The sequence below is a fragment of the Deltaproteobacteria bacterium genome (assembly GCA_019309545.1).
Lineage (GTDB): Bacteria > Desulfobacterota > Desulfobaccia > Desulfobaccales > Desulfobaccaceae > Desulfobacca_B.
Map to the genome: position 1 here is coordinate 55,787 of JAFDGA010000009.1, position 13,506 is coordinate 69,292.

A 13,506-nucleotide genomic window follows, 5' to 3' on the forward strand; every position below is an offset into this window, starting at 1 on the left:
AAAGTAGACTTGAATCCCTCTGTTGCGGAAGTCCAGGATGACGATCCGGCGAATCTTACCTCTATATCTGATAATGCTTAGCCTGGTTAACCTCGCGGCCTGCGGCTACCAGGTCCTGGGGAGCCAACCGGTCACTTTGGGGACACAACCCAAGTTGGCCATTCCCCTGTTTACCAATCGTTCTAATGAGGTGGGACTGGAAGCGATTTTTGCCAATGCCCTGATCGGCACCTTTTCGCAAAGCAGGGTCGCCCAGGTGACTACTGAGGAAAATCAGGCGGATTTAGTGCTCCAGGGGGACCTTACCACAGTGGAGAACACTTCTCTGGCCTATCGGGATATCGACCGTTCCCTGGTTCGCCGGGTGACCATTTCCATTGATTTAATCCTCAAGGAACGCCAGTCCGGGAAGGTCATCTGGAAGCAGACGAAGATCATTGAAGCAGATTATGTGGTCCGACCCGACTATCATTACGGGGAAGCAACCCGCCAGATGTCCATCAGCCGGGCGGCGGCCACCCTGGCCCGGCGAGTGCATGATGAGATTCTAATGATTCTTTAAGGTCAGACTATGTCTCACCCCATCCTGGAACGCCACCTCAAAAAGCAAACCATCTTGCCGGCTTATCTGTTTTATGGAGACGAGGAGTTGCTGATGCGCCGGGCCTTGGAGCGTCTCCAAGAAGGACTGGGATCAGGCAACGAAACCCGTCCTGAAAAAAAGGTCCTGGAGGCGGAGGAAATTAGTTTGGCAGAAGCCTTGAGCCAAGCCCGGGTGCCGTCTTTATGGTCGGGACGGCAACTTATAATTCTTTATAACGCCGATCGTTATAATCCTGCCGAGCTGAAGGCTTTAGGGCCATATCTCGACGCCCCTGCTTCCCAAACCTGTTTGGTCCTGGTGGCGCCCGGGCTTAAGCCGAAAGAGATCAGGCAGAACCCTTACTGGCGGCGGCTGCATGAACAGGACGCGGCCCTGGGATTTTATCGTCTCAGGGAAACGGCGCTGCCCCGCTGGCTGGAGGAAGAGGCACGCCGTCAGGGGAAAGTTTTGGCTCCCGCCGCGGCGCAGCGGTTGATCGAAACAGTGGGAGACAATCTGCTGGATCTAGCCCAGGAACTGGAAAAAATAGTCCTGTATATGGGACCTGAAAAAACTATCACCGCCGATATGGTCGATCAACTGACCACTCAGAGCCGCAGTTATTCCGTCTTTGCCCTGGTCGACGCCCTGGGGCAGCACCGGCCTGACCAGGCCTTACAGGTTCTAGACCGACTGCTGGAGATGGGCGAGCCGCCTCTCAAAATTCTAGTCATGCTGGCCCGGCAGCTCCGCCTGCTTATCCGGCTCCAGGAATTCCAGCATCCCAGTGCTTCGGTAGATAAACTCGCCAGTCATCTGGGGGTGCCTCGACCTGTGGCCGGAAAATTACAGCGCCAGGCCGCGCATTTTAAGGTTGCCGATCTCCGGTCACACCTCTTTGGTCTGCACCTGGCCGATCAGGGCTTGAAAGCCAGTACTGCCTCTCCGCGGCTATGGTTAGAAAAGGTAATTTTAGAGCTCTGTCCCCCAGTTCCACTTAGGAACCAGCGGTCAGGGAATTAACCTGGCGAGTCAGTCGGGAGATTTTCCGGGCCGCGGTTCGCCAATGCAGGGTGCCTCGGCCCGCCACCCGATCGATGACCGGGATGGCTTTTTTCAGGGCTTCTTGAGCCTCCTCAGGTTGATTTCGGGCCACGGCCAGCCGGACCTCTTTGACTAGTTGCTTAACCCGGGTCTTGCGGCTCTTATTACGCAAACGCCGTGTTTTACTTTGTCGATCCCGCTTCATGGCCGAGCGATGTCTTGCCAAGTAATGATCCTCCTCTATCTGTATCTTGGCCTGCAAAAGGGGGCAAATATGGTGCTCCGCCCCTCCAGGGCCAAGCATAAGTTTTTAGTGACATAACATATTTCAGCCCGCTGTCAAGTCATAAAAGTGGACCTGCTTGGTGGACCTCAATTAATCTGGCGAAAGAAATTCAGGAAATAACTGACTCCCGAGGTCAGGGTTACTAGCAGGGCCAGCCACAGCAGGATGGTGCCCACCTGATGGAAATCTATCCCCCAATAGGGGAAGTGTAGAATCAGGGCAAACAGCGCACTCATCTGGAGGGCGGTTTTGATTTTTCCCCAACGGTCGGCGGCCAGCAAAATCCCTTCGGCGGCGGCCAGCGCCCGGAGTCCGGTAACCGCCAGTTCCCGGCCAATGATCACAAAGGCCATCCAGGCCGCTACCCGGTCCAGAGCAATCAGCATAATCAGGGCCGCCGAAACCAGGAGTTTATCAGCCAGGGGATCCATAAATTTTCCACCCCGGGTGACCAGGCTTTGCCGCCTTGCAAAAAAGCCATCCAATAGGTCGGTCATCCCTGCCCCCAGAAAAAACATGGCCGCCATAAAACTAGGGGCTTCGCCGGGAAAGCTCAACAGCACCAAGAGGATAGGAATGGCCATTACCCGAATGCTGGTCAAGGTATTGGGAAGATTCCAGAATGACACTGAATTCGGCCTCATGGCTATAATTCTTGCACCCGCTTCCAGTCCTCCATGAATCTTTGCAAACCGATATCCGTGAGGGGATGTTTGATTAGTTGCATAAGTACTTTGTGAGGAATGGTGGCAATGTCGGCTCCGGCCAAAGCAGCCTGCAGCACATGCAGCGGATGGCGGATGCTGGCCACGATCACTTCTGTATCGAATCCATAGTTATCGAATATGGTTATCAGCTGTTCGACGATCTCCATACCGGTATGGTTAATATCATCCAGCCGGCCAATAAACGGACTGACATAGGCCGCCCCGGCTTTAGCCGCCAGCAACCCCTGGACCGCCTGAAAGACCAGGGTCACATTAACCCTGATGCCCTCCGAGGCCAGAATCCGGGTAGCCTTCAGGCCTTCCACCGTCATCGGAATCTTGACCACCACCTGGTCATGCAGGCTGGCTAATTTTCGGGCCTCCGGTACCATCTCGTCGCTGATGGTACTCAGCACCTCGGCACTGACCGGCGCCTGAACCAGATCGCAGATACGTTTAATCTGCTCCTGAAAACCGGCAACATCATGACATCCGGCCTTGGAACAAAGGGTAGGATTGGTGGTCACGCCATCTACCAAGCCAAGCCGGTAAGCTTCCTGGATTTCGTCGAAGTCTGCAGTATCAATAAAGAATTTCATTCTGAACTCCTTTCTGAGACAAATTTGGTCGGTTCTCTCAGGAAATGCTTGCGGCAGCCCTCGGAACAGAAATAGTAATCCTTGCCATTATGCGAGGCCTTTAACGCCTCGCGGCGCGGAATAAAAGTTTTGCAGACCGGATCCTGGACCAGAGCGTCGCCCCGGACTTCCTCCCGGCGAGGCCCAGGGCCAGGTGGAGGAATGAATAGGTTGCCGAATCTTCTGATTATTTTATAGCCAAGATATCCTAACAGAATTAAAATTAAATAGCGTAACAAAAGCTGACCTCAAAGTTTATGGGCCATCCGCGCCCCTGGATCCAGCTGCTCCAGGAGTTGGGCAATTGTCTGTCGGAGCCGCGGATGCCAAGCCTCCGGAGCGATTTCCGCCAGGGGCACCAATACAAAACCCCGCCGGTGCAATTCTGGGTGGGGTAGAATCAGAGTCGATGTCTCCATAATAATATCATTATATAACAAAAGGTCCAAATCAATGAGGCGCGGGCCCCAATGGATGGTCCGCACCCGCCCCATTTCGGTTTCAATCCTTAACAACGTCGCCAGCAGCACCTCTGGACCAAGTCGAGTGTGGAGCCGGGCCACGGCGTTAATAAACCAGGGCTGCTCCTTGACGCCGACCGGCGGGGTCGCGTAATAAGCGGAGACCCGGTCGATCACTATTCCTGGTTCGGCGGCCAGCCGCTGCCGGGCCTCATCCAGCCGGGCCGCGGGTTGGTTTAAGTTAGAGCCTAAACCGATAAAGGCGATATGCCATAGTTGGGTTTTGAGTTTTGAGTTTTGAGTTTCCAGTTTTTCTAATTTTTTCTGTTTGTTAGGGCTACCCTCGAAGATTCTTGGTGAGTTAACCTAATCGCGCCAGCCGGACCAGGGCCTCCTCTATGCGGGCTTTATCCACAGTCAAAGCTAAACGCACATAACCCTCCCCTGGAGCTCCAAAGCCGTTGCCGGGAGTGGTGACGATACCGGCATGGTCCAGCAAGTGGGCAGTGAACTGGGCTGAGGTGAGGCCACGCGGCACGGGCAGCCAGACATAAAAAGTGGCTTTGGGCAAATCCACCTCATAGCCCAGCTTTTGCAGCCCCTTGACCAGGATATCGCGGCGTTCCTGATAGATCCGGCAACTTTCCCGTTCCGCCACCGGTGCCTGGTCCGAGTTCAGGGCCGTGATCCCGGCCCATTGAATAGCATTAAAGACCCCCGAATCAATGTTGCTCTTCACCAGACCCAGGCCCTCGACCAATTGGGCGTTGCCCACCGCGAACCCCAGCCGCCAGCCGGTCATGTTATAGGTCTTGGACAGCGAATGGAATTCAATGCCGATTTCCTTGGCTCCGGGAACCTCCAGAAAACTGGGGGGCCGGAAGCCATCATAGGCCACCTCGGTATAGGCGGCGTCATGGACGGCGATGATCTGAAATTGCCGGCAAAAGTCGACCACCTGGGCAAAAAAGTTCTTATCGGCGACCGCGGCCGTGGGATTGTTGGGATAGTTGAAAAACAGCATCTTGGCCCGGCGGGCGATGTCGGGGGGGATCTGGCTTAGATCCGGCAAGAACTGATTTTCCTTTAATAACGGCAAAAAATACGATTGCGCCCCGGCAAACAGGGTACCGATATGATAGACCGGATAGGCCGGACTGGTAACCAGGTTAAGATCTCCAGGATTATTGAAGGCCAGGGGCATATGGGCCAAGCCCTCCTTGGAGCCGATCAGGGTGACCACTTCCCGTTTGGGGTCCAGTTCCACCCCGAAGCGGTGCCGGTACCAGCGGGCCACTGCGACCCGGAAATCATCCATCCCCGAATAGGAAGGATAGCGGTGGGTGCTCGGATCCTGGGCCGCCTCCTGCAGCCGTTTGATAATAAACTGCGGCGTCGGCAGATCCGGGTCTCCCACCCCCAAATCAATAATATCCACCCCCCGGGCCTTGACTTCGTCCTTCATACGATCGATCTCTTTGAATAGATAAGGGGGCAACTGCTGCAGGCGCTCCGAGAACTCAAAGAGGGGCATGAATCAACTATCCTCCAGGAAATATTAATTCTTCTCACGCCAAGACACCAAGGCGCCAAGAGTTTTTATTACTATTTAGCGTCTTTGCGTCTTTGTGACTTGACATGAGACTATTATGACTGGCCATGACTATCAACGACCACCCGGTTGCGCAGGGTGCCGATGCCTTCCACCACAATCTCGACCACATCTCCCGGCAGCATCGGCCCTATCCCGGCTGGGGTGCCGGTGGCAATCACATCTCCGGGGAGCAGGGTCATGATGTGAGAGATAAAACTGATTAGCTTAGGCACTCCAAAAACCATATTCTGGGTATGGCCTTGCTGGCGGCGCTCGCCGTTAATATAAGCTTCAACCCTCAGATAATCCGGGTCGGCAATCTCGGTCTCTATCCAGGGGCCTAAGGGTGCAAAGGTATCAAAGCTTTTGGACCGGGTAAACTGGCCGTCCTGCTTCTGCAAATCCCGAGCGGTGACGTCATTAAAGCAGCTATAGCCCAGGATATAGGCGCTGGCTTCTGCTTCGGGGACCCGGTAGGCCGTCCGGCCCAGCACCACCCCCAACTCCGCCTCATAATCCACCCGGTTCGACTGTGACGGATAGACGATCTTTGCCTCGGGACCGATGACCGCGGTGGATGGTTTGAGAAAAATCAAGGGCTCGGCGGGGAGGGGCATCTTCAATTCTGCAGCGTGATCGCGGTAGTTAAGCCCCAGGGCGATGATCTTGCTGGGTTGACAGGGAGCCAATAGACGGGCCTCTGCCCGGGGGATGGCGTCCCCGGTCTCGATAAGCTCGTCAAAGGGCGGTTGCTTAAGGGGCCGGATGTAGTCATCCTTGAGAATCCCATAGCTGGTTTTCCCTTGATAGGCGAATCGGACTATCCGCATCGGTTATTTCAGCCCTAGCACATCCTGCATATCATAAAAACCAGGCGGTTGCGCCACGACCCAGTTGGCCGCCCGCACCGCCCCCCGGGCAAAGTTATCGCGGTTATGGGCCCGATGGATGATTTCCAGACGCTCGCCCACCCCTCCGAAAATAACCGTATGCTCCCCGACAATATCCCCGGCCCGAATGGTCTGGATGCCGATTTCTTCCGGGGACCGTTCGCCGATCATCCCCCGCCGTTCATAAACCCCCACTTTATCCAGTTCCCGGTTGAGGCTCTGGGCCAGAAGCTGAGCCAGCTTCATGGCGGTGCCACTGGGGGCATCCTTTTTCAGGCGGTGGTGGGCCTCAATGATCTCCACATCATAGCCCGAGCTCAAGACCCGGGCAATATCCTGGACTACCTTGAACATCAGGTTAACCCCAACGCTCATGTTGGGGGCCAGCACTACCCGGGCTTTCTGGGCCAATTGTTGGATTTCTTCCAATTGTGGGGCAGAAAACCCGGTGGTACCGATGACCATGGCCTTGCCGGCCGGGGCAGCCTGTTTAAGATGGGCCAGAGACGCCTCCGGATGGGTAAAATCTAAAATCACCTCGCCGCGCTCCAGCACCTCGGTCAGACTACCGGCCACCGGAAGGCCCTGGCGCGGTAGGCCGACCACTTCCCCCACATCCCGACCGATGGCCGGATGTCCGGTCTTTTCAAAGGCGGCCGCCAGCTTAATATCGTCGGCCGCCTCCAGCATGTGAATAATGCGGCCGCCCATGCGCCCGGCCGCGCCTGCCACAATGGCCTTAATCATATGCACTCCCCATTTTATTTAATCAATCCATACTTAACCATCACCTGCCGCAGCTTTTCCTCATTGGCGGCAGACAAGGAGCACAACGGCAGCCGGACCTCGCTGGTGATTTTGCCCATCAGCTTGAGGGCGGTCTTGGCCGGCGCCGGATTGGTTTCAAAAAACATGGCTTCCATCAGGGGCCACATTTTATAATGCAACTGTCGCGCCCCGGCCAGATCCCCGCCCAGGAAGGCATCGCACATCTGGGCCATATCCTTGGGGACGACATTGGAGATGACCGAAATCACCCCCTTGCCGCCCACGGCCATCAGCGGCAAGGCAGTGAAATCATCGCCGGACAGCACGGTGATTTTATCGCCGCAGAGCTGGACGACTTTGGCCCCCTGCTTCAGATCTCCGGTGGCTTCTTTAATCCCCACTATATTGGGGAACTCGGCCAGCCGAGCCACGGTTTCGGGCAGCAGATTGAGGCTGGTGCGGCCCGGAACATTGTAAACAATAATGGGAATCTTGGTGCCCTCGGCAATCTTTTTATAGTGCTGGTACAGACCCTCTTGGGTCGGTTTATTGTAGTAAGGAGTAATCATCAGGGCGGCGTCGGCCCCGGCGTCTTGCGCATGTTTGGTCAATTCCAGGGCCTCGGCGGTGTTATTGGAGCCGGAACCGGCGATCACCGGCACCCGTTTCTTTACCTGATCCAGGCAGATTTCCACTACCCGTTTATGTTCCGCATGGGATAGAGTAGCGGACTCGCCCGTAGTGCCGCAGGGTACGATGCCATGGGTACCGTTGTCGATCTGGAACTCGATCAGTTGCCGGTAGGCCTCTTCGTCTAGCTGGCCATTCTTGAACGGCGTCACAATGGCCACAATAGCCCCTTGAAACATGATTTTTTCCCTCCTTACTGCAATTCTTCAGTCCATAGTTCGCCCTGGTAGACCACCAGGGCCTCACCCTCCAGGCCGATCGCGGAAAAACCGTCGTTCTGGTTATCAAAAAAGACCCTGAGCAGTTCCCCACTCCGGGGACGCACCGAGACCGGGGAACTGAGACCGTGCAGGCGGGCGGCAATCAGGGCCGCGGCCACCGCGCCGGTCCCGCAGGCCAGGGTCTCATCCTCCACCCCGCGCTCATAGGTCCGTAGGGCAATCTCCTGTGACCCTAAGAGACTGAGGAAATTAACGTTGGTACCGACGGGCTGAAACATGGCATGATAGCGGATGGCCCGCCCCACTTCCACCACCGGCGCGGCCTCCAGGTCAGCCACCGGCAGGACCACATGCGGCACGCCGGTATTGATGAAATGCCCGGTCCAGGCTTGCCCCGGCAACGGGATCGTCAAATTTTGCCTTAGATCCTGGGGAGCACCCATTTCTAGTCTGACCTGTCGGCCCGTGACCTCGGCATGGACGATGCCTGCCAGGGTTTCAAAGGCCATTTTTCCCTCAGCAATGCCATTGAGGTGGGCAAAACGGGCAGCGCAGCGCCCGCCATTGCCACACATCTCCGGTTCGGAGCCGTCAGCATTAAAAAACCGCCAACGGAAATCTACCTTAGCTGAAGGCTCGATAAAAATCAAGCCATCCGCCCCGACCCCGACTTTACGGGCGCATACGGCGCGCACAAACGGGCGGCGCTCTGCTTCGGCAATCACCGGCCGGCGATGGTCGATCAGGATGAAATCATTGCCACTGCCGTGCATTTTCCAGAACGGAATCCGTCCCATCCATGCTTTCCCCGTTTACCCGGAGGATTCCTGTAGAAAAACCGGAATGTGCTCCCCCCAGATCAGGTGCTCATAGGTTTCCCGTTCCCTGATAACATAAAACTCATCCTGATGCACTAAAATTTCCGGGAGCCGGGGCCGGGAATTGTAATTTGAGCTCATGGTAAAGCCATAGGCCCCGGCGCTCATCAGGGCGACCAACTCACCAGGCTGAAAGGCCGGCATGCGGCGATCCTTGGCCAGGAAATCCCCTGATTCACAGATCGGTCCCACCAATGAGGCGACGATCTCCGGTCGCGTTTTCTCCACCACCGGCTGGACGGCATGATAGGAACCGTAAAGACTGGGCCGGGCCAGATCGTTCATGGCCGCATCAACAATAATAAAATGCTTTTCTTCGCCATCCTTGGTGTAGAGCACCCGGCTGACCAGAATCCCGGCGTTGCCGACAATTACCCGCCCTGGCTCCAGAATCAGGTTACAGCCCAGGCCTTCCAGCTCTTGGCGGATGGCTTGGCCATACTCTTGCGGATGCGGGGGCATTTCTTGATCGTACTGAATGCCCAAGCCGCCGCCGATGTCCAGATACTGAATGTGGATTTTCCCCTCTTCCAGACGACGGATCAACTCTTTCAAGCGCCGCAAGGCCTCGATGAAAGGCTCTAATTCCGTCAGCTGGGAGCCGATGTGGCAATCCACTCCCACCACTTCCAGATGGGGCAACTGCTGGGCCAGACGGTAGTCCGCTAGTGAGCGGTCAATATTGATGCCAAATTTGTTACGCTTCAAGCCGGTAGAAATATAGGGGTGGGTCTGAGGATCCACATCCGGGTTAACCCTTAAGGCAATGCGGGCCTTTTTGCCCATCTGCCCGGCGATCTGATTAAGATTCAGCAATTCCTGGGAAGACTCGATGTTAAACAACAAGATATTCTGCTCCAGGGCATAACGAAGTTCGTCTGGACGCTTGCCCACCCCGGAATAGACGATTCTGGCAGGGTTGGCCCCGGCCTTCAGCGACCGGTACAGCTCTCCGCCCGAGACGATGTCTACCCCGCCCCCCAGATTGATGAAAATGCGTAGGATCGCCAGGTTGGAATTGGATTTGGCCGAAAAACAGACCAGGTGAGGGATCCCGGCAAAAGCGCCGTCAAAGACGCGAAAATGGTGGCTCAAGGTGGCATGGCTGTAAAGATAAAAAGGGGTGCCCACTTGGGCGGCAATATCTTGTACCGCCACCTGTTCACAAAACATCTCTCCTTGCTGGTAATGGAAATGATGCACGCTCGTTAACCCAGTTGAATGATATCCTTAATAACGGACTTCGACGACTTCCGATGGCGGGCTTTCATTGGCCCGGCGAGAATTATCCACCGCGGTGACATAGTAATAATAAACTCGATCTTTTTCGACCCCAGCATCAACAAAATAGGCCTTGGTCCACAGGCCCGGGTGGAGAACGGCGAACTCGGGCTCATCTAAGGCCCGACGGTAGACCCGGTAACCGGCCAGATCGGGTTCGGGACTTGGTTCCCAGCGCAATGCCATCCCCTGACGGGTAGGCACGGCCACCAGATTCCACAGCGGGGCCGGGGCGGTTAGGTCCTGGGGCTCGGCCCGCTGCTCCAACGAGTTGGGGCTTTCCAAAAAATCCTCCCCCACCTGGCGCACCGCCCGCACCAGATAGCTATATTCTACGTCGTTTTTCACGGTTATGTCCTGAAAATGATTATCTGTTAATAGCGTCTGATTTACCAGGCGATAATCTTCCCCCGGGGCCTGCCGGTAAACCCGGTAGTTAACCATTCCCGGTATTAGCTGACCGTCTACCAGATGAGTCACTGGGTTCCAGTCCAGATTTACCACCCGATCGCCGGCGCGGACCTGCAAGCCTTGTGGAGCCTGGGGCAGAACCTCCCAATTATGCTTCACAATCGCCGAGGCATCCCCCAAATGCCCTCCTCGATCATAACCCACTACCTGGTAATAATAACGATTTCCTGGAGCCAGGTCGGTGTCCTGATAGGCTACCGCTTCGCCCCGTACTTCCCCTACCTGGGGATAGGCCAAGTCGATTTTTGCCAGTTGGCTAAGCAGCGGCGGGCAAACGCTGGGGGGCCGGTCAAGCTGCTCATGGCCGCGCAACAGGTGAAACCCCTGAATCTCAGTCAGAGGTTGGCCCTCGATATTCTCCCTAGGTATAAGCCACCGCAATACTAAACTAGTCCCCTGCTGGCGCACGGAAAAATCCCGCACCGGACCGGGCAATATGGAGTCCGGCGGGATGGGCGGCATCTTTTTGCCGCAGGCGCTGATGCCGCTTCCAAGCAATATAAACAATACCACTACAAAGATATAATTTAAAGGAGTCTTGATGGTTACCTGCTCCGCATTCCCCTAAATATCATTAAACCCGGCCGGACAAAACCACCTAGCCTTGGCGGCCGTTCATTACCAGGAAGGAATACCGGCCATACCGATCCCTGGTATAAGACTTGAGATTGTAATATTTAAGATTGAGATTTTTTAATATCCGCCTGGTAGTAGGACCGTAAGGAACTTTGTGCATGTCATCCAAAATTAACACTCCCTGCGGGTTTTTATAAGGAATCACTTCCGTCAGGGTTGTCAGCCTGATTTCTTGAGTGCTTCCCAAATCATGTAATATGAGATCAAACAAACCATGCCCGGCTTTGGTAAAATTGGCCCAAGTATCTAAATTATCTGTACAAAGACCATACTTAGACAAAAATGCGCGGGTTTTCGCCAGCCAGTCAGGATCGTCATCAATAGACCAAATCAGGGGTTTTACTGGCGCATCCTGCAAGTAGGAACGGAAAACAAAAGAACTAAAACCACTGCCGAGGTCTAATATCGTTCGGGGATTTAAGATATTACAGAGTAGCAACATAAGCGTGGCTAATTCCAGGGAAATCGCAATGCGTGGGGTTGATACCGTAGAAATGTAATCCTCGTAATAAGGCTTAAGTCTTAGTTTAAGCGCTGAATTATGCTTTCGGTATTCAAGTAGTAAAGGAAACTGCTTCTCTAGCCTGAAAGAGCCAATTACGGAATCAATCCCCCCCACGGTTTGTCGGGCCAGGCGACGTACTCTGCGAAATTCCAAAAACCTCTTAATATCCATATCATTTCCGTCTGGCAGTGTTTATCTGTCGTGATTCACTTATCCTCAGCAGTTAGCCCCAATTCCTGTTCCACGGTTGCTAACATTGGGGCCACCCGCTCCGGGGCCGTGCCTCCCGGGGAACGCCGCCGGGCCACGGCCTGGTCCACCGTCAGCCAACCAAACAGGTCAGCTTCGGCCTGGGGGGCGAACTGCTTGATCTCGGCCAGGGTCAATTCCCCCAGGTCTTTCCTTTGGGACTCGGCATAGCGCACGGTCTGGCCCACCTGGGCGTGGGCGGTGCGAAAGGGGACGCCGCGGGTGACCAAATAGTCGGCCATATCGGTGGCGGTCAGGAAACCCCCGATCAGCGCCGCGGTCAGGCGCTCCGGGTGCACGGTAAGATGGGCCAGCACCCCGGCCATGAGCCGCACGCTGGCCTGCACCGTGTCCACCGTGTCAAATAAAGGTTCCTTGTCCTCCTGCAGATCGCGGTTATAGGCCAGCGGCAGGCCCTTTAAAGTGGTCAACAGGCCCATTAAGTGGCCGAAGACCCGGCCGCTTTTGCCGCGGATCAGTTCCGGCACATCCGGGTTCTTTTTCTGAGGCATGATCGATGAGCCGGTGCAGTAAGCGTCGGCAATCTCCACAAAGCCGAATTCGGCGCTGGACCAGAGGATCAACTCCTCCGCCAGCCGGCTGAGGTGGACCATAATCAAAGACGCACCGGCCAGGAATTCGACGACAAAATCCCGGTCGCTGACCGCATCCAGGCTGTTTCGGGCCACTGCCGGGAAATCCAGCAGATCGGCAGTATAAGCCGGGTCAATGGGAAAAGTGGTCCCGGCCAGGGCCGCGGCCCCCAGCGGCAGGACATTGATCCGGGCCAGGGCGTCCTGCAGCCGGGCCTGATCACGGCGGAACATTTCGTCATAGGCCAGCAAATGATGGGAGAATAAAATAGGCTGAGCCCGCTGCAGGTGGGTATAGCCCGGCATGATCAGCCCCAGGTGGCGCCGCGCCAGCCTAGCTCCGCTGCGCCGCAATTCTTCCAAGGCCGCAATCAATTCCCGCACCTGATCCCGCAGATAGAGACGCACATCCAGCGCCACCTGGTCGTTGCGGCTGCGAGCGGTATGCAGTTTGCGGCCCACTTCCCCGACCAAAGCAATCAACCGCTGCTCAATGGCCATATGAATGTCTTCGGCGGCCGGGTCAAAGACGAACGCCCCGCTGTCAATCTCCTGCTGGATGGCTTCCAGGCCGCGGATGATGGTCTGGGCCTCCGCCGGAGCCAAAATCCTCTGCCGGGCCAGCATCCGGGCATGGGCCATGGAGAACCCATGAGGTCATAGCGATACAGCCGCCGGTCAAAATGCAGCGACGACGTAAATTCTTCCACATGTGTGTCAGTCGGGGCCGTAAAACGCCCCTGCCAGGGTTTTTGGGTTCCTTGGTCCGACATATTTTTTTTACCACAGAGACACAGAGACCCACAGAATCTGTGTACCTCTGTGTCTCCGTGTTTAAAATTATTCCGTTTACTAATGACTTAGCAAGGCCCTGATCTTCAACCGCAAGGCATTCAACCGGATAAAGCCGGTGGCGTCGCCCTGCTGATATTCTTCCCCTTCCTCAAAAGTGGCCAGTTCAGGGCGATAAAGTGATTTTTCCGCCTTGCGGCCTACCACCGTGACATTGCC

Annotated in this window: 16 protein-coding genes and 1 pseudogene; 2 read left to right on the forward strand and 15 right to left on the reverse strand. The window is 55.6% G+C overall.

Features of this window, described 5'->3' with window-relative positions:
• The first annotated feature begins 37 nt into the window (after positions 1 to 37).
• A complete protein-coding gene (locus tag JRG72_04335) occupies positions 38 to 562 on the forward strand; it encodes a hypothetical protein (GenBank protein MBW2134450.1) in 525 nt (174 codons plus the stop codon).
• A 9-nt stretch (positions 563 to 571) separates the two neighbouring features.
• The gene (gene holA, locus JRG72_04340) at positions 572 to 1,606 is read left to right on the forward strand and encodes a DNA polymerase III subunit delta (GenBank protein ID MBW2134451.1); all 1,035 of its coding nucleotides are present in this window, start codon (positions 572 to 574) and stop codon (positions 1,604 to 1,606) included.
• On the opposite strand, the gene JRG72_04345 is transcribed toward holA, so the two are convergent.
• From JRG72_04345 to JRG72_04415, 15 genes and pseudogenes are all read right to left on the reverse strand, one after another.
• Positions 1,581 to 1,853, reverse strand: coding sequence for a 30S ribosomal protein S20 (locus JRG72_04345; protein ID MBW2134452.1), 273 nt, complete (start codon positions 1,851 to 1,853; stop codon positions 1,581 to 1,583). The genes holA and JRG72_04345 overlap by 26 nt on opposite strands.
• Before the next feature lie 146 nt (positions 1,854 to 1,999).
• On the reverse strand, positions 2,000 to 2,557 hold the full coding sequence (pgsA, locus tag JRG72_04350) for a CDP-diacylglycerol--glycerol-3-phosphate 3-phosphatidyltransferase (GenBank protein MBW2134453.1): 558 nt from the start codon (positions 2,555 to 2,557) through the stop codon (positions 2,000 to 2,002).
• 2 nt (positions 2,558 to 2,559) lie between these two features.
• Entirely contained in the window at positions 2,560 to 3,219 is a 660-nt protein-coding gene (gene fsa / locus JRG72_04355; GenBank protein ID MBW2134454.1) for a fructose-6-phosphate aldolase, read from the reverse strand.
• Positions 3,216 to 3,371, reverse strand: a complete 156-nt coding sequence (locus JRG72_04360) for a YHS domain-containing protein (protein ID MBW2134455.1) — start codon at positions 3,369 to 3,371, stop codon at positions 3,216 to 3,218. The genes fsa and JRG72_04360 overlap by 4 nt, the downstream gene beginning before the upstream one ends.
• 135 nt (positions 3,372 to 3,506) lie before the next feature.
• Positions 3,507 to 4,028 (reverse strand): 2-amino-4-hydroxy-6-hydroxymethyldihydropteridine diphosphokinase, encoded by a 522-nt coding sequence (gene folK, locus JRG72_04365; GenBank protein MBW2134456.1) that lies wholly within the window; start codon positions 4,026 to 4,028, stop codon positions 3,507 to 3,509.
• 52 nt (positions 4,029 to 4,080) lie between these two features.
• Positions 4,081 to 5,253 carry an LL-diaminopimelate aminotransferase gene (locus tag JRG72_04370; GenBank protein MBW2134457.1) on the reverse strand — a complete coding sequence of 391 codons (1,173 nt, stop codon included), beginning with the start codon at positions 5,251 to 5,253 and terminating at the stop codon, positions 4,081 to 4,083.
• Positions 5,254 to 5,366: 113 nt separating this feature from the next.
• Complete coding sequence (locus tag JRG72_04375) at positions 5,367 to 6,143, reverse strand: fumarylacetoacetate hydrolase family protein (protein MBW2134458.1); 777 nt, start codon at positions 6,141 to 6,143, stop codon at positions 5,367 to 5,369.
• 3 nt (positions 6,144 to 6,146) lie between these two features.
• On the reverse strand, positions 6,147 to 6,950 hold the full coding sequence (gene dapB / locus JRG72_04380) for a 4-hydroxy-tetrahydrodipicolinate reductase (protein ID MBW2134459.1): 804 nt from the start codon (positions 6,948 to 6,950) through the stop codon (positions 6,147 to 6,149).
• Positions 6,951 to 6,964: 14 nt separating this feature from the next.
• The gene (locus JRG72_04385; GenBank protein ID MBW2134460.1) at positions 6,965 to 7,840 is read right to left on the reverse strand and encodes a 4-hydroxy-tetrahydrodipicolinate synthase; all 876 of its coding nucleotides are present in this window, start codon (positions 7,838 to 7,840) and stop codon (positions 6,965 to 6,967) included.
• A gap of 14 nt (positions 7,841 to 7,854) precedes the next feature.
• Positions 7,855 to 8,679 carry a diaminopimelate epimerase gene (locus JRG72_04390; GenBank protein MBW2134461.1) on the reverse strand — a complete coding sequence of 275 codons (825 nt, stop codon included), beginning with the start codon at positions 8,677 to 8,679 and terminating at the stop codon, positions 7,855 to 7,857.
• A 15-nt stretch (positions 8,680 to 8,694) separates the two neighbouring features.
• Positions 8,695 to 9,963 (reverse strand): diaminopimelate decarboxylase, encoded by a 1,269-nt coding sequence (gene lysA, locus JRG72_04395; protein ID MBW2134462.1) that lies wholly within the window; start codon positions 9,961 to 9,963, stop codon positions 8,695 to 8,697.
• A gap of 27 nt (positions 9,964 to 9,990) precedes the next feature.
• On the reverse strand, positions 9,991 to 11,010 hold the full coding sequence (locus tag JRG72_04400) for a fibronectin type III domain-containing protein (protein ID MBW2134463.1): 1,020 nt from the start codon (positions 11,008 to 11,010) through the stop codon (positions 9,991 to 9,993).
• A 100-nt stretch (positions 11,011 to 11,110) separates the two neighbouring features.
• Entirely contained in the window at positions 11,111 to 11,824 is a 714-nt protein-coding gene (locus JRG72_04405; GenBank protein MBW2134464.1) for a hypothetical protein, read from the reverse strand.
• A gap of 35 nt (positions 11,825 to 11,859) precedes the next feature.
• Positions 11,860 to 13,268: pseudogene (argH, locus tag JRG72_04410) on the reverse strand (argininosuccinate lyase).
• Between the two features lie 79 nt (positions 13,269 to 13,347).
• Positions 13,348 to 13,506 (reverse strand): argininosuccinate synthase (locus JRG72_04415; GenBank protein ID MBW2134465.1); only part of this gene is annotated, 159 nt, incomplete at its 5' end.